We start from the raw sequence: 15,146 nt of genomic DNA on the forward strand, positions 1-15,146 counted from the left end.
TGCCGGGGTTCTGCCCGCCGAACAGCTGCCCATGGCTCAAATGCACGAGGCTGGCCTCGGCTGTCAGTCGAGGCGCCAGGCGCATTCCTACGCCCAGTTCCGGTTCGAACAGCAACCGGCTGCCCAAGGCAATGCGCCCGGAGACGTCACGGTCGGCGGCCGACCCATTATGAATGGCAAGGCCAAGTCCGGGACGGATATAGAAATGGTCGCCGAACTTATAGGACAGGCCGACGGCGGCGAAGCTCGTGTCTCCCCGGCTGTTCAGCTCGCCAAGCAAATAGGGCTGCAGGCGGGTCCCGGCGATGCCCGCCCCGCGATAGCCTAGCTGGACGTCGAAGCCTCCTTCGCGGCTCGATTCGAGGCTGAGCGGAGTGCCCACCGCATGGACATAAAGTCCGCCGAACAGCTCGCCAGCGTGGGCCGGGGCAGAGGCGATGGCGAGCGAAAAGCCGAGCAAGGCAACGCGGTACATCATCATGTTTAGCTCCCTGACCGGTTGAAGCTTTCGCGTCAGTGAATGGTTCCGGCGCCCGCCTGCCAATCGCGGATAACATCATTCGGCGCGACCAGCATCCAGACGTTGAGCGTCAAATTGTCGCGAATGACGATCAGCGGCACGAGCTCAAGCAACGCCACAAGGGCAATGCTGGCCCAGATTGGCAGCCGCCGCGCCGCAAAGAAGCCCACGGCCATCATTGCGATATCGCTGACCGAATTTAAAATACTGTCGCCGCTATAGCCCAACGCGATGGTGGCTTCGCGGTAGCGGTCGATGATGATCGGCGTGTTCTCGACGATCTCCCAAGCCGCCTCGATCAGCAGGGCGGCGGCGAAGCGTCGCTCGACCGGCCACCTCGGAAGGGCGAAGCGCAGGATCGCGAAGAACAGAAAGCCATGGACGATGTGGCTCAAGCTGTACCAGTCGGCCAGCATCTGGCTCTGCGTCGGCCCGGCGCGGCCCCACAGGGTGACAATTCCGCAAGTGCAGATCGGCGGACGATCCATCGCCACCAGGATCGCGGCGGACAGGAGCAGCCCGGCAGCAAGGATGACGAACGGCCTTGGCCGCGATATTCGGGACAACATCACGGTGGGCTAGGTGACGCCGTGGCGCTTGCCAAGTGGCCCGCTTTTGCTCACCACGCACCGATGTTGCGCCTGTTCGGACCAGACTGCCTGCCCAAGCCGATTGACCCGGCTCATCCCGAGCACCTCGCCTCGGCGGTGTGGATCGACCTGCTGGGGCCGACCAGGGAAGAAGAGGCGCTGGCCGAGAAACTGATCGGCCAGAACATCCCGACCCGCGCCGAGATGATGGAGATCGAACCCTCGAGCCGGCTCTACGAGAAAAACGGCGTGGTCTTCATGACCATGTCGGTGCTCTACGGGGTAGACGAGGGCAAGCCGAGCACCGATCCGATCAGTTTCATCCTTACCGGCACCCACTTGGTTACGCTGCGCTATGTCGATCCCAAGCCGTTCGTTGCCTTCACTAGCCACGCCCATGCCGACCCCGACCTGACCAGGAAGCCGCTGACCGTGTGCATCCGCCTGCTCGATGCGGTGGTCGACCGGCTGGCCGATGAGCTGGAGGCTGCGGGGCGCGAGCTGGAAGCCATCTCCAACCATATCTTCGAGCGGCGGGCGCGATCCGAGCGGCGCAATCCAGAGCTTCGCTATGAGGTGTTGATGATCCGTATCGGCGAGGTCCAGCGGCTGCTGGCGCGAAGCCGCGAATCGTCGGTCTCGACCAGCCGCGTGCTCGGATTTCTGTCCGCCTGCGACGTGGTCATCGCGGAGGAAAGCCATTCGCGCCATCTGCAAAGCCTGCTCGCCGACAGCCGCGCGCTCGACGATCACAGCGATTTTCTCGCCGAGAATTTGAACTTCCTCCTCGACGCCTCGCTAGGAATGATCAGTCTCGAGCAGAATCTCGTGATGAAGATTTTTTCGGTGGTCGCGGTGGTGTTGATGCCGCCGACGCTGATCGCCGGAATTTACGGGATGAATTTCGAACATATGCCCGAGCTGCGTTGGCTATTCGGCTATCCCTTCTCAATTCTGGTTATGACGGCGAGCGCCATCCTGCCCTATATGTTCGCACGCAAGCGCGGCTGGCTGTAGCGCAGCCGACGCAACCTCGACCCGGTCGGCTCGTTAAGCGGCCATGGCGGAGCACCAGAAAAGTCGTTTCGAGGAAATTGGCTCGGTAATTTCCGAACGGGCGTCCGACTTGTGCGCCAACCCCTTCATGCAGATCGGGGTCATCCTGTTTTGCGGTGGCTGGTTCGCAATCGGACTGCCGACCGATCTGTTGACCGCCGCCCTTTCGATCTTGGCGATCACGCTGACCCAAATGGTGTTGAACCGCCAGATTGACCGCGAAACTGATGCTCACCGGCGCGACATTGCTCTCCACGCTAAACTCGACGAATTGATCATCGCCAAGCACGGCGCCCGTGATGAAATGGCCGGAATCGAAGAACTCGACGAGGAAGCTATCATCGATTTAAAAGTACAGGCCGAGAAGCAGGCCGAGGAACTGGACGAGGAACTGCATGAGCAGTCGGGCGATAAGCCGAAGAAGGCTGCCAAAGGCTAGTGCCCCGCCCTTTGCCATTCCGGTGCCGCTTGCTAAGGGCGCCATCGTCGCCGCCGGGAATGGCGCGATAGATCGACATAAGGACGTATCCGCATGATCCCGACCGGGCAGGACAGCCTCGATACCCACTCCACCCTGACCGTCGGTTCGGCCTCCTACGCTTATTATTCACTCGACAAAGCCGGCGCGGCCCTCGGCGACGTTAGCCAGCTGCCCTTCTCGATGAAGGTGCTGCTCGAAAACCTCCTGCGCTTCGAGGACGGGGTGACCGTCACTAGGGACGATCTGCAGGCGATGGTCGACTGGCTCAAGGAGCGTTCGATCAACCGCGAGATTCAGTATCGCCCGGCGCGCGTGCTGATGCAGGATTTCACCGGTGTGCCGGCAGTGGTCGACCTCGCCGCGATGCGCGATGCGATGAAATCGCTTGGCGGCGATCCGCAGAAGATCAATCCGCAAGTGCCGGTTCATCTGGTCATCGATCATAGCGTGATGGTCGACGAGTTCGGCACGCCGCGCGCGTTCGAGGACAATGTCGCGCTGGAATATCAGCGCAACGCCGAGCGCTACGAATTCCTTAAGTGGGGCAGCCAGAGCTTCGACAATTTCAAAGTGGTGCCGCCCGGGACCGGTATTTGCCACCAGGTCAATCTGGAACATATCGCCCAGACGGTGTGGACAAGCGAGGATCGGGATGGACAGCTAATCGCCTATCCCGATACGCTGGTCGGCACTGACAGCCACACAACGATGGTCAACGGCCTCGGCGTGCTTGGTTGGGGCGTCGGTGGTATCGAGGCCGAGGCGGCCATGCTCGGCCAGCCAATCTCGATGCTCATCCCCGAAGTGGTCGGTTTCCGACTGTCGGGCGAATTGAAGGAAGGCATCACCGCTACTGACCTGGTGCTGACCGTGACCCAGATGCTGCGGACCAAGGGCGTCGTCGGCCGGTTCGTCGAATTCTATGGGCCTGGGCTCGATGCGCTGAGCCTTGCCGACCGCGCGACGATCGCCAATATGGCGCCCGAATACGGCGCGACCTGCGGCTTTTTCCCGATCGACGAGCGGACGATTGATTATCTGAAACTTACCGGCCGCGACGACGACCGGATCGAACTGGTCCGCGCCTATGCCCAGGTGCAGGGGATGTGGCGCGATGCCGCCGCGCCGGAGCCTTTGTTCACCGACACGCTTGAGCTCGACATGAGTTCGGTCGAGCCGTCGCTTGCCGGCCCCAAGCGGCCGCAGGACAAGGTGCTGCTGAGCGACGTCGACGAGATGTTCAACGCCGAACTTGAGGGCACCTACAAAAAGCAGCCGGGCGAGCGCTGCCGGGTTGAGAGCGAGGGCATCGACATCGGCCATGGTGACGTGATGATCGCCGCGATCACCAGCTGCACCAATACCTCCAACCCGTCGGTGCTGGTCGCTGCCGGTCTCGTCGCCCGCAAGGCGCGGGCGCTGGGATTGACGCGCAAGCCGTGGGTCAAGACCAGCCTGGCGCCGGGCAGCAAGGTGGTCACCGATTATCTCGACGCTGCCGGCCTCAGCGAGGATCTGAACGCGATCGGCTTCAACCTGGTCGGCTATGGCTGCACCACCTGCATCGGCAATTCGGGCCCTCTCGCCCCAGCGTTCAGCGCCGCCATAGCCGAACATGACCTGGTCGTCGCCTCGGTCCTGTCGGGCAACCGCAACTTCGAGGGCCGGGTCTCGCCCGACTGCCGCGCCAACTATCTCGCTTCGCCGCCGCTGGTTGTCGCCTATGCGCTCAAGGGCACGGTCCGCTCGGACATGAACAGCGAGCCGCTCGGGCAGGGCAAGGACGGGCGGGACGTTTACTTGAAGGATGTCTGGCCGACCAACGACGAAGTGCGCCAGTTGATCGATGCCCATGTCCATTCGGACATGTTCCGCTCGCGATACGCCGACGTGTTTCATGGCGACGAGCGGTGGCGGACGATCGCGGTAACCGGCGGCGACACCTACGCTTGGCCGGCCGCGTCGACCTATATTCAGAACCCGCCCTATTTCACCGGCATGACGATGACGCCCAAGCCGCTGACCGATATTGCGGGGGCAAAGGCGCTGGCGCTGTTCGGGGATTCGATCACCACCGACCACATCTCGCCGGCCGGATCGATCAAGCTCGACAGCCCGGCGGGAGGATATCTTACCGAACATCAGGTGCCGCGGACCCAGTTCAACAGCTATGGCGCCCGCCGCGGCAATCACCAGGTAATGATGCGCGGCACTTTCGCCAACATCCGCATCCGCAACCGCATGCTCGAGGGGGTGGAAGGCGGCATGACGCGCGGTCCCGGCGGAGACGTCGAGCCGATCTACGACGCGGCAATGAAATACCAAGCGGAAGGTACGCCTCTGGTAGTGCTCGCCGGCAAGGAATACGGCACCGGCTCGTCGCGCGACTGGGCGGCCAAGGGCACGATCTTGCTTGGCGTCCGCGCGGTGCTGGCCGAAAGCTTCGAACGCATCCATCGCTCGAACCTGGTCGGCATGGGCGTGCTGCCGCTGCAATATCGCGACGGTGAGAGTGCGGCGACTTACAAGCTCGATGGCACCGAGACCTATTCGATATCCGGAATCGCGGCGATTGAGCCGCGCCAGGACGTGACGATCAAGGTTTCGCTAGCGAATGGCGAGACGCTCGACATCGTCGCGCGCTGCCGCATCGATACCTATAATGAGCTCGAATATTACCGCTCGGGCGGGATCCTTCAGTACGTCCTGCGTAACCTCGCCGCATGACGACCGACCTATTGATGGAGGTTGCCGGCTGGATCGGCGCGGTGCTGATACTCGCTGGCTACGGCCTGCTCACCGCCGGGCGGCTGACCGCTAAGAGTCCCCTCTATCAATGGATGAACGTGGTCGGCGCGGCAGGCTTCATCTTGAATTCGGGCTGGAACGGGGCGATTCCGTCGGCGGCATTGAACGTGGTGTGGGCAGGGATAGGATTGACGGCATTATGGCGGATGACGCGCAAAGCGGCCTGATCGACCTCAGCCATGTGATCGAGGAGGGCATGACGACTTTCAAGGGCCTCCCCGGACCCCAGCTGTGCGACTATTGGACGCGCGAGGCGTCGGCGGGGAATTATGATGACGGCTCGACCTTCCAGATCGGCCGGATCGACATGGTCGCCAACACCGGAACCTACGTCGATAGCCCGTTCCATCGCTATGCCGAGGGCAAGGATTTGTCCGAGTTGCCGCTGGAATCGCTGGCCGATCTTGCGGGGGTGATGGTGAGACAGCCGTTCGAGTCCGGGCCGGCGGTCGATATCGGCGCATTCGCGGAGCTGGACGTGCGCGGGAAGGCGGTCCTCGTGCATACCGGCTGGGACCGCTTATGGCGGACAGAGAACTATTTCACGGACCACCCATTCCTGACGGCTGGCGCGGCCGAATGGCTGGTGGCCGAGGGCGCGGTGTTTGTCGGGATCGACAGTCACAATATCGATGATACGCGCACCCGCTCTCGTCCGGTGCACACGACCTTGCTGGGAGCGGATATCCCGATCGGCGAACATCTGACCGGCCTCGACCGGCTCCCCGACAGCGGCTTTCGCTTCTTCGCCGTGCCGCCCAAGGTCAAGGGCATGGGCACCTTCCCGGTTCGAGCCTTCGCCCGGATTAGTTGACCGCCGCGGCGAGCCAATCGGGGATGTTCGCGCCTTCGGGCGGGCTCTCCGCCCGGGCGTGAACAACCGCGAGGCCGAGGTCCGGATAGGCAATCCGCGCCTTGCCGCCGCCGTCGCCCTCAACCACGAACAGCCGGCGGTTGACCTTCTGGCGCCAGTTCATGCGAGCAGTATTTTCCTGGCCGACGAAACAGCCCTTGGTGAAGCTGACGCCGTTCAATTCGTCCGCGTTGCACTCGAGCCAGAGCAAATCTCCGAGTTCGGCGCGGCCTTCGGTAACGCCAAGGCGCAGGCGATGTTCGAGCCACCCCGCCGCCGGCTCGTCCGGCGGGGCGATCCAGCGGTGGCCGAGCGCGGGGAGGCGGGGATCCTCTATGCCTTGGCTTTTATCGGTCGACCAATGAACCGCGAGGCCGGCTTCGCGCCGGATATCGATCGGACGGCGCAGACGGTAGATGGAAAGGCGCTTGATTAGATCGTCGGCGGCGTCGGCTTCGCAATCGAGCAGCAGATCGCTCCCGTCTGCCCAGACGAAGAAGTCGAAGAGGCATTTGCCCTGTGGCGTGAGCAGCCCAGCCCAAACCGGCAAGGCACCGCCGACTTCGCTGGTGACGAGACCGTTGAGGAATCCGCGCACATCCTCCCCCGACAGGCGGACGAGGGCGCGGTCCTGGAGGGTGGTCGCGGACATGGGCCTTAGCTAAGGAGCGAGGGTGACCGTTACAATCACCATCCGCCGCCCCGACGACTGGCACGTCCACTTGCGCGACGGCGATATGCTGCGGCTGGTCGCGCCCTATACGGCTCGACAGTTTGCGCGGGCGATTGTGATGCCCAACCTCGCGCCGCCGGTGACGACGGTCGAGCAGGCGGCTTCCTATCGCGACCGAATCCTCGCCGCGGCGGGCGAGGGCTTCAACCCGTTGATGACTTGCTATTTGATCGACCAGGTCGACCCTGACGAATTGTCACGCGGCCATGCCGAGGGCGTATGGGTTGCGGCCAAGCTCTATCCCGCTGGTGCGACGACCAACAGCGCGCGGGGGGTGACCGACATCGCCAACCTCCATGCCGCCTTGGCGCGGATGGAGGCGATCGGCATGCCGCTGCTGGTCCATGGCGAGGTTACCGACCCGCAAGTCGACGTGTTCGACCGTGAGGCGGTGTTTATCGATCGGGTGCTGGAAGGTCTTGTCCGTGATTTTCCGGCGCTCAAGATCGTGTTCGAGCATATCACGACCAGGCAGGCCGCCCAGTTCGTTGCCGACGCGTCTGCCACCGTCGCGGCGACGATCACCCCGCAGCACCTGATGCTCAACCGGAATGCGCTGTTCCAGGGCGGCCTCAGGCCCCACGTTTACTGCCTGCCGGTGGTCAAGCGCGAGGAACATCGGCTGGCCGTGCGCGCCGCGGCGGTGAGCGGGTCGCCGAAATTCTTCCTCGGTACCGACAGCGCGCCGCATGTTGTCGCCGCCAAGGAGAGCAGTTGCGGTTGCGCCGGCCTGTTCAACGCGCCGTTTGCGCTCGAAGCCTATGCCCAAGTGTTCGACGAGGAAGGTGCACTCGACAGATTCGAAGGCTTTGCCAGCCGTCACGGCCCGGCTTTCTATGGATTGCCGGTCAACGAAGGGACGGTCACGCTGGAACGCACGGCGGCCACCGTGCCTGAGCAGATCGGATCGGGCGAGGCCGCTGTAGTGCCATTCGGGGCGGGAGGCTTCAGCTGGCGCGTCGCCAGCTGACTTACTCGCTTCGCCCGAGGCCGCTTTCGCCGACGATGTCCCCGAAAAACCCTTCGACCCTGGCATAGCATTCGCACGCCCGCCGCTCGAGCGCGGGCCGATCCAGAACGTTGATCACCCCGCGCCGGGTCGAAATCAATCCTTCGTCCTGAAGCTCCTTCGCCACTGCGTTGACTGTCGTCCGTTGCACCCCCAGCAGCGCGGCAAGTCCGCCCTGGGTGAGTTCAAGCCGGTTGCCGGCGCGGTCGCAGGCGGTCAGCAGCCAGCGCGCGGCGCGGGCTTCGATCGGATGGAAGCTGTTGCAGGCCACGGTCTGCATCACCTGGGCCAACAGAAAGTCGGCGTAACGGCAGAACATGTTGCGAAGGTGGCCGGAGCGCGCCTTGGCCTGCTCGATGATGCGCATCGGCACACGGAGCGCCGCACCGCCGATCATCGCCTCCGCGCGGGCGAAGGCCGGCGCGTGACCGCAGCTGACGATACCGCCGACCGCCCCTTCGCTGCCGATCGAGGCGACTTCGACCGACCGGCCGTCGGCCATGTCGACGATCAACGAGATCATCGTCGGCCCCAGTGGGAATAGCGAGTGTTCAATGTCGATTCCGCGGCGAAACACCATCGCGCCGGGCTCGAGGTCGACCAGCTTGGCCTGGTCGCGCAACGCCGCGCGCAGATCGGCGGGGAAGGTCGCCAGCAGCCGGTTGTCGGCGAATGCCGCGCCGATCCGCGCGCCATCGCCCTGAATCACATCGGTCATTATTCGTCCTGCTCCGCCCGCCCGGCAACCTGTGTCTGACTGTCCAATGCTTACGGAAGCGAATCGTTTCCTAATTGCTGGCCGGCCGGCCTTTGAGCGGTTGAACGGTCCGACATCGTCGGCTATCAGCCGCGACCGATATGCCGTAGTTCCCGGAGACGTGGGTGAGTGGCTGAAACCAACGCTTTGCTAAAGCGTCATACGGGAAACTGTATCGAGGGTTCGAATCCCTCCGTCTCCGCCAATGCCAGCTTTTTACCGCTCCCCCGCCCCTTGCCGCCGCGCCACGGCTGGCTAGGCTGGCTGCATGGCCACGACCGACCCGCTGATCCTTGTCCTCGACGAGGGGACTACTTCGACCCGTGCGCTACTGTTCGGGCTCGACGGGGCGATCCATGCGGTTTCGCAGCGGCCGCTTGCGGCGGCGCATCCGCCGCCGGGGTGGGTCGAGCAGGATGCGGGCGCGATTTGGGCGGCGACGCTGGCCTGCGCCCGCGACACGGTCGCGGCGGCTGGCGGGCCTCATCGCATCTCCGCGATCGGTATCGCCAACCAGCGCGAAACGGTGATCGCCTGGGACCGCACAAGCGGCGAGCCGCTGGCGCCGGCAATCATTTGGCAGGACCGGCGCACCGCCGAGGCATGCGAGAATTTACGCCGCGGCGGCCATGAGGACACCATCGCGCGCCAGACCGGCCTGGTCGTCGACCCCTATTTCTCCGCGACCAAGTGCCGCTGGCTGATCGACCATGTATCGGCGGTAGCGGAGGCAAAGGCGGTTGGCCGGCTGATGCTGGGAACGATCGACAGCTGGCTGACTTACAAGCTGACGGGCGGCGCGCACCTAACCGACGCGAGCAATGCCAGCCGGACGCAGTTGATGACCTTGGACGGTGTCGGCTGGGATGAGGGCCTGTGCGACTTGTTCGGCGTTCCGCCCGGTGCGCTCCCGGCGATCGGCGACAGCGCGGGATATCTGGCGTCCAGCGATCCGGGCCTGCTCGGCGCCGCGATCCCGATTGTGGCGATGATCGGCGACCAGCAAGCGGCGACCATCGGCCAGGGCTGTCTCGCGCCGGGCGCGACCAAGGCCACCTTCGGCACTGGCGCCTTCATCCTGACCCATGCCGGTGACGCACCGCCGCGCTCGCGTCACCGGCTGCTGTCGACGGTGCTGACGCAGATCGGCGGGCGGCGCGACTATGCGCTCGAAGGGTCGCTGTTCGTGGCCGGCAGCATGATCCAGTGGCTGCGCGACAAGCTCGGCCTGATCGCCAGCTTCCCCGATACCGAGGCGCTGGCGAGGTCGGTCGGTGACAGCGGCGGGGTGACCATCGTGCCCGCCTTCGCCGGCCTCGGCGCGCCGCAGTGGCGGAGCGACGTCACGGGTTCGATCCATGGCCTTACGCTGGGCACCGGGCGCGGCGAAATCGTTCGCGCCGCGCTGGAGGCGGTGGTTCACCAGATCGTCGACCTGGCCGAAGCCTTCGCCGCCGACGGCCACCGCTGGACCGCGCTTCGCGTCGACGGCGGGATGATCGCCAACGACTGGCTGGTTCAAGATCTCGCCGACATGCTCGGCATCGAGGTCGAGCGCCCGGCCAACGTCGAAAGCACCGCGCGTGGCGCGGCGATGCTCGCGGCGGTCGGCGCCGGTTTCTACGCATCGCTCGAGGAAGCGGCGGCGGCGATGTTGCCCGCGATGAGCGTCTTTACGCCGGCGATGGAGCAAGGGGATCGCCGGGTCCGGCTTGATCGATGGCATGCCGTTCTGGAGGCGGCGCTCAGGCCTTGAGTTCGACCGCCCGCATCTCCGCCTCGCGCTCTAGCGTTCGAGCGAGCTGAGCCATTCCGTTGAGATAGGGCGGCGGGACATATTGGCCGCGGTATTGCGCCGCGGCCGCCGCGCGCAAGGTCCACATCGGGTCGATAAGATGCGAGCGGCCTAGCGCCACCAGGTCGGCGCGGCCGGCGGTGAGGATGGCGTTGACCTGATCTGCGTCGGTGATGTTGCCAACCGCCATGGTTGCGAGATGCGCCTCGTTGCGGATCTTGTCGGAGAACGGCGTCTGGAACAGCCGGCCATAGACCGGCTGGGCCTCGGCCCAGGTCTGCCCCGCCGATACGTCGATCAAATCCGCGCCCGCGCGCGCGAAGGCCTGGGCGATGAGCACCGCCTCGTCGGGGGTGACGCCATCGGTGCCGGCCCAGTCGGTGGCCGAGATGCGGACCGACATCGGCCGCTCGGCTGGCCACACCTCGCGCATCGCCGCCAATATTTCGAGCGGGTAGCGGAGCCGATTGTCGAGGCTTCCGCCATAGTCGTCAGTCCGCTTATTTTGCAGCGGAGTAATGAAGCTCGACAAGAGATAGCCGTGGGCGGCGTGGAGCTCGACCATGTCGAATCCGGCGTCGATTCCCATTCGGGTCGCCGTGACGAACTGATCGCGCACTTCGTCCATGTCGGCGCGGGTCATCGGGCGGGGGAGCTGGTTGGCACCGCTCCACGGCACCTGCGAGGCAGCGATCAGCGGCCAGTTCCCATTGGCCAGCGGGGCGTCCATCGCGTTCCAGCCAAGCTGGGTCGACCCCTTGCCGCCCGAATGACCGAGCTGGAGGCAGATTTTCGCCTTGCTGTGGGCATGGACGAAATCGGTGACCCGCCGCCACGCCGCAATATGGTCGGGAGCGTACATGCCGGTGCAGCCGGGCGTGATCCGCGCCGTTGGCGATACGCAAGTCATCTCGGTGAAGATCAGGGCCGCGCCGCCCTCCGCCCGTGCGCCATAGTGTACGAGGTGGAAATCATTGGGAATTCCATCGACCGCCGAATAGGTCGCCATGGGCGAAACCACCACGCGGTTCACCAGCTCCATCTCGCGCAGGCGGTACGGCGCGAACATCGGCGGCGCAGCCTTCTCGCTTCCGGTTGCACGCCGCCAGAACTGCTGTTCGGTATCGCACAGCCATCTACCGTCGCGCAGGCGCAGATTCTCGTGGCTGATCCTCTGCGACCGAGTCATCAACGAATAGGCGAACTGCCAAGGCTCGAAATCGAGATAACGCTCGACCGTCTCGAACCATTCGGTCGAGTTGCGCGCGCTGTTTTGCAGCTTAAGTACTTCGAGCGAGCGCTCCGCCTGATACTCCTCCAGCGCGTCGGCGCGGCCGAGCCCAGGCCGGCTCAGCACCTCGGCCAGCTTGATCGCGTCTTCGAGCGCAAGCTTGGTCCCGGACCCGATCGAGAAGTGAGCGGTGTGTGCGGCATCTCCGAGCAGGATGACCTTGTCGTGATGCCATTGCTGGCAAATGATCCGGCGGAACTTGAGCCACGCCGCCGATCCCCTGAGGTGGGCGGCGTTCGTCAGCAGTGGCTGGCCATCGAGATAACGAGCGAAGATCCGCTCGCACGAGGCGATGGTGTCGGCCTGGTCGAGTTCACCGAAGCCAAGGCCGGCCCAGGTTGCTTCCGAACATTCGACGATGAAGGTCGAGCAATCGTCGGCGAAACGATAGGCGTGCGCCCAGATCCAGCCTGCCTCGGTCGGCTCGAAAGCGAAGGTGAAGGCGTCAAAGGTTTGGGCCGTGCCGAGCCAGATAAAGCGGTTGGCGCGCTCCTGTACGTCGATCTCGAATTTCTCGGCATAGGCGTCGCGTACGCGGCTGTTGATGCCGTCGGCGGCGATCACCAGATCCCAGTCAAGCCAGGCATCGAGATCGGGGTCGCATTCGACCTCGTAATGGAGTTCGACCCCCACTTCTCGGGCGCGCGTGCCCAAAATCTCGAGCAGTGGCTTGCGACCGATGCCAATGAAGCCATGACCAGAAGAGCGGATGGTTTCGCCATGGACGTGGACGTCGATGTCGTCCCAGTGGGCGAACTGGTCGGCGATGCGGCGCCCCGAAACCGGGTCGTTGGCGATGAGATTTTCAACCGTCTGATCGGAGAAGACGACGCCCCACCCGAAGGTCACTCCTTCGGCGTTGCGCTCGAACACGTGCACCTCGTGCGCGGGGTTACGCAGCTTGATCGAAATCGCAAAATAGAGGCCAGCCGGCCCTCCGCCGATGCACGCGATTTTCACGTCTGACCCTCCTCGGGAGCGACGCTAGCGATTCGGCGGCAAAGATGCATCACCGCTGCGTCAACGGAGCACCGAAGAGTTAGAGAAAATTAGCGAGTCGCGGCACTCGGCGCTCGCCGGCTCCGGCCCTAAGGTACCAAGAAACGCTACTTTTTCTCAAAGCGGGACGGTTTGATTCAAATTTTTTTCCACAGGAGCCACCCCGGCAAACGTCGGTTGAATCGGCCTTTGGCCGCCGATGGCCGACGTTAACCTTTCGCTAACCCAAGTTGTAAAATTAACGCTGGTTATACACTTGCCTATTCGGCGAATCTATTCGCCCGGCTCCTTTCGCCCAAATCGACAAAACATTCGCGAAATATCAGTGAATTATTGATTATGTCGATAGTCGAGTCTCAGATTTACTTATTAAACCCGCAATGTTAACTAAGGTATTGGATAAAGATAATCGCCCCATTCGCGTCGCCATAGTGTCATTAACCCAGTGCAGCTTGAAAATTTCTCAAATGTGGTGTTTCTCTTGGTCCACGAGCGCGGGGGCGTTCCACTTTTTAACCATTCGATTAATCGGATTTGGTTAACTAGCGAGCCCCTCGCCAATGATCCACGCGCCGCGACTCGTTCGCGGACGCACAGGGCAAAGAGGTGGCTATGCGGTACGAAGATTCTTCGCAGTCGGGCGCGTTCAACACGGATTCGCGGGGCCAAAGCCCCGTCGCTCATGACGACATCGACGCACTCGCCGCTGGCGCGCGCACGCCGGCCACCGGCAACCTTATTACCGGCGAAGGGACACGCGACGGCGCGGCAAGCGCCGACCAGGCGACCGCTCCGGCCCATATTACCGCCATTGCGGGTGCCGGTGGACAGGACTCGGATTCGTCGGGCAAGTTCCAAATCGACGGGCAATTCGGCCACCTCAGCGTCGACGCCAAGGGCAACTACAGCTACCTCGCCAACAAGGGTACACCGGAGAATTCGCGCGACCGCTTCACCTACACGCTCGCCGATTCCGAAGGGAAAACCGACACCGCGGCGTTGACCGTAGAGATCGGCAAGACGCCGTCGGTGATTAAAACAAACGCCCAGCAGGTGGTGCCTGGTCCGGACGGCGTGATCGTGCTGCCGGCCGGCGTCCAGCTGAGCGACATCCATGTTGTCGGCCGCAATCTGGTCATCGACCTACCCGATGGCACCCAGATGGTGATCGTCGACGGTGCGGTGTTCGTGCCGCAGCTGGTGCTCGACAATGTCGAGGTTCCCGCCACCAACCTCGCCGCGTTGCTCATCAACGACGAACCGATTCCAGCCGCGGGCGGTGCACCGCAATCCAGCGGCGGCAATTTCGCCGTGCCGCTAAGCCCGCTCGATCCGGGCGTTCCGCTCGGCGACCTCATTCCGCCGACAGTGTATACCTATACCCCGCCGGAAGTGCGCGAGCTGTTCGACATCCTCGACCGCAAACCGTCGATCACCATCGATTCGGGCAACGGGATTGCGGTCGAAAACGCGGTCGACAGCGTCGACGAGGCAGGGCTTCCCGCGCGTCCGGTCAACGAACCGGCCGGCTCGAATTCTCCCGCGACGAGCGAAACCACAAGCGGCACGATCCGGTATGATTCGCCGGATGGGACTAATTCGATCACGATCAACGGCGTCATCGTCACCGGCGTGGTCGGCCAGACCATTATCGGCGCCTACGGCACGCTGACCATCGTCAGCGTCGCCAACGGCCAACTCGGCTACAGCTATACGCTAGGCGACAATACGTCGGGCAACACCACGCACGATGATTTCTCGGTGACGATCACCGATCGCGACGGCGACGCCGACACGGCGACGCTGCGCATCGACATCGCCGACGATGTTCCCACCGCGCGCCCGGACACCGACAGCATTGCCGCCGGCACGTTCGGTCCGGCGACCGGCAACGTCATCACCGACGCCTCTGCTGGCGACCTCGGCGACACCGATACCAATGCGGCCGACACGGTCGGCGCCGACAATGCCAGCCTGACGTCGGTCAGTGGCTTCGGCGGCAGCACCGATTCGACCTTCGATGGCTCGGGCAATCTCGTCGTCAACGGCCAATATGGCGTCCTGTCGATCAAGGCTGACGGTAGCTACAGCTATGTCCGGAATTCCGGCACACCGGGCGGCGTCAGCGATGTCTTCAACTACACGTTGACCGACGGCGACGGCGATCCGTCAAGCTCGACCTTGACGATCAGCATCGGCGACGCGACGCCGCGGACGGGGCAGAGCTCGGCCGTACTTCTCGACGACGATGCGC

The 15,146-nt window shown here is 63.8% G+C and carries 13 protein-coding genes and 1 tRNA gene; 9 read left to right on the forward strand and 5 right to left on the reverse strand.

The genetic code is table 11. The features are described from left to right. Both H0W65_RS10200 and H0W65_RS10205 read right to left on the reverse strand, forming a co-directional pair. The coding region (locus tag H0W65_RS10200) for an acyloxyacyl hydrolase (protein ID WP_294007279.1) at positions 1-481 on the reverse strand (481 nt) is incomplete at its 3' end. Between the two features lie 32 nt (positions 482-513). Next, complete coding sequence (locus H0W65_RS10205) at positions 514-1,089, reverse strand: DUF2585 family protein (protein ID WP_294007281.1); 576 nt, start codon at positions 1,087-1,089, stop codon at positions 514-516. 63 nt (positions 1,090-1,152) lie between these two features. Between H0W65_RS10205 and H0W65_RS10210 the strand changes: the two genes are divergently transcribed. The 5 genes from H0W65_RS10210 (at position 1,153) to H0W65_RS10230 (ending at position 6,269) form a co-directional block, all read left to right on the forward strand. Further along, positions 1,153-2,127, forward strand: a complete 975-nt coding sequence (locus tag H0W65_RS10210) for a magnesium transporter CorA family protein (protein WP_294007283.1) — start codon at positions 1,153-1,155, stop codon at positions 2,125-2,127. A 43-nt stretch (positions 2,128-2,170) separates the two neighbouring features. Next, positions 2,171-2,605, forward strand: a complete 435-nt coding sequence (locus H0W65_RS10215; RefSeq protein WP_294007285.1) for a low affinity iron permease family protein — start codon at positions 2,171-2,173, stop codon at positions 2,603-2,605. 93 nt (positions 2,606-2,698) lie between these two features. Then, complete coding sequence (gene acnA, locus H0W65_RS10220; protein ID WP_294007286.1) at positions 2,699-5,374, forward strand: aconitate hydratase AcnA; 2,676 nt, start codon at positions 2,699-2,701, stop codon at positions 5,372-5,374. Beyond that, positions 5,371-5,622, forward strand: a complete 252-nt coding sequence (locus H0W65_RS10225; RefSeq protein WP_294007288.1) for a hypothetical protein — start codon at positions 5,371-5,373, stop codon at positions 5,620-5,622. Before acnA ends, H0W65_RS10225 begins: the two co-directional genes overlap by 4 nt. Next, positions 5,595-6,269 (forward strand): cyclase family protein, encoded by a 675-nt coding sequence (locus H0W65_RS10230; protein WP_294007290.1) that lies wholly within the window; start codon positions 5,595-5,597, stop codon positions 6,267-6,269. Before H0W65_RS10225 ends, H0W65_RS10230 begins: the two co-directional genes overlap by 28 nt. Here H0W65_RS10230 and H0W65_RS10235 read toward each other — a convergent pair. After that, positions 6,262-6,960 carry a folate-binding protein gene (locus H0W65_RS10235; RefSeq protein WP_294007292.1) on the reverse strand — a complete coding sequence of 233 codons (699 nt, stop codon included), beginning with the start codon at positions 6,958-6,960 and terminating at the stop codon, positions 6,262-6,264. The two genes, H0W65_RS10230 and H0W65_RS10235, sit on opposite strands and share 8 nt — an antisense overlap. Positions 6,961-6,982: 22 nt before the next feature. On the opposite strand from H0W65_RS10235, the gene pyrC reads away from it, so the two are divergent. Continuing rightward, positions 6,983-8,011, forward strand: a complete 1,029-nt coding sequence (gene pyrC / locus H0W65_RS10240) for a dihydroorotase (protein WP_294007294.1) — start codon at positions 6,983-6,985, stop codon at positions 8,009-8,011. Position 8,012: 1 nt separating this feature from the next. On the opposite strand, the gene H0W65_RS10245 is transcribed toward pyrC, so the two are convergent. Further along, entirely contained in the window at positions 8,013-8,768 is a 756-nt protein-coding gene (locus H0W65_RS10245; protein ID WP_294007296.1) for a Crp/Fnr family transcriptional regulator, read from the reverse strand. Positions 8,769-8,922: 154 nt separating this feature from the next. Between H0W65_RS10245 and H0W65_RS10250 the strand changes: the two genes are divergently transcribed. Both H0W65_RS10250 and H0W65_RS10255 read left to right on the forward strand, forming a co-directional pair. Then, a tRNA-Ser gene (locus H0W65_RS10250) sits at positions 8,923-9,012 on the forward strand. Between the two features lie 63 nt (positions 9,013-9,075). Continuing rightward, a complete protein-coding gene (locus H0W65_RS10255; protein WP_294007298.1) occupies positions 9,076-10,563 on the forward strand; it encodes a glycerol kinase GlpK in 1,488 nt (495 codons plus the stop codon). On the opposite strand, the gene H0W65_RS10260 is transcribed toward H0W65_RS10255, so the two are convergent. Next, positions 10,553-12,853, reverse strand: a complete 2,301-nt coding sequence (locus tag H0W65_RS10260; protein ID WP_294007300.1) for a bifunctional salicylyl-CoA 5-hydroxylase/oxidoreductase — start codon at positions 12,851-12,853, stop codon at positions 10,553-10,555. The genes H0W65_RS10255 and H0W65_RS10260 overlap by 11 nt on opposite strands. Before the next feature lie 651 nt (positions 12,854-13,504). On the opposite strand from H0W65_RS10260, the gene H0W65_RS10265 reads away from it, so the two are divergent. Then, positions 13,505-15,146, forward strand: a 1,642-nt coding sequence (locus H0W65_RS10265) for a VCBS domain-containing protein (RefSeq protein WP_294007302.1), incomplete at its 3' end; no start/stop codon positions are given.

It is taken from the genome of Sphingomonas sp. (genome assembly GCF_013816785.1).
GTDB lineage: Bacteria > Pseudomonadota > Alphaproteobacteria > Sphingomonadales > Sphingomonadaceae > Sphingomicrobium.

Coding starts and splice junctions, on each gene's coding strand:
- H0W65_RS10230 (WP_294007290.1), top strand. CDS start 5,595: ATGGCGGATGACGCGCAAAGCGGCCTGATCGACCTCAGCCATGTGATC.
- H0W65_RS10205 (WP_294007281.1), bottom strand. CDS start 1,089: ATGTTGTCCCGAATATCGCGGCCAAGGCCGTTCGTCATCCTTGCTGCC.
- H0W65_RS10210 (WP_294007283.1), top strand. CDS start 1,153: ATGTTGCGCCTGTTCGGACCAGACTGCCTGCCCAAGCCGATTGACCCG.
- H0W65_RS10235 (WP_294007292.1), bottom strand. CDS start 6,960: ATGTCCGCGACCACCCTCCAGGACCGCGCCCTCGTCCGCCTGTCGGGG.
- H0W65_RS10245 (WP_294007296.1), bottom strand. CDS start 8,768: ATGACCGATGTGATTCAGGGCGATGGCGCGCGGATCGGCGCGGCATTC.
- acnA (WP_294007286.1), top strand. CDS start 2,699: ATGATCCCGACCGGGCAGGACAGCCTCGATACCCACTCCACCCTGACC.
- H0W65_RS10255 (WP_294007298.1), top strand. CDS start 9,076: ATGGCCACGACCGACCCGCTGATCCTTGTCCTCGACGAGGGGACTACT.
- H0W65_RS10225 (WP_294007288.1), top strand. CDS start 5,371: ATGACGACCGACCTATTGATGGAGGTTGCCGGCTGGATCGGCGCGGTG.
- H0W65_RS10215 (WP_294007285.1), top strand. CDS start 2,171: ATGGCGGAGCACCAGAAAAGTCGTTTCGAGGAAATTGGCTCGGTAATT.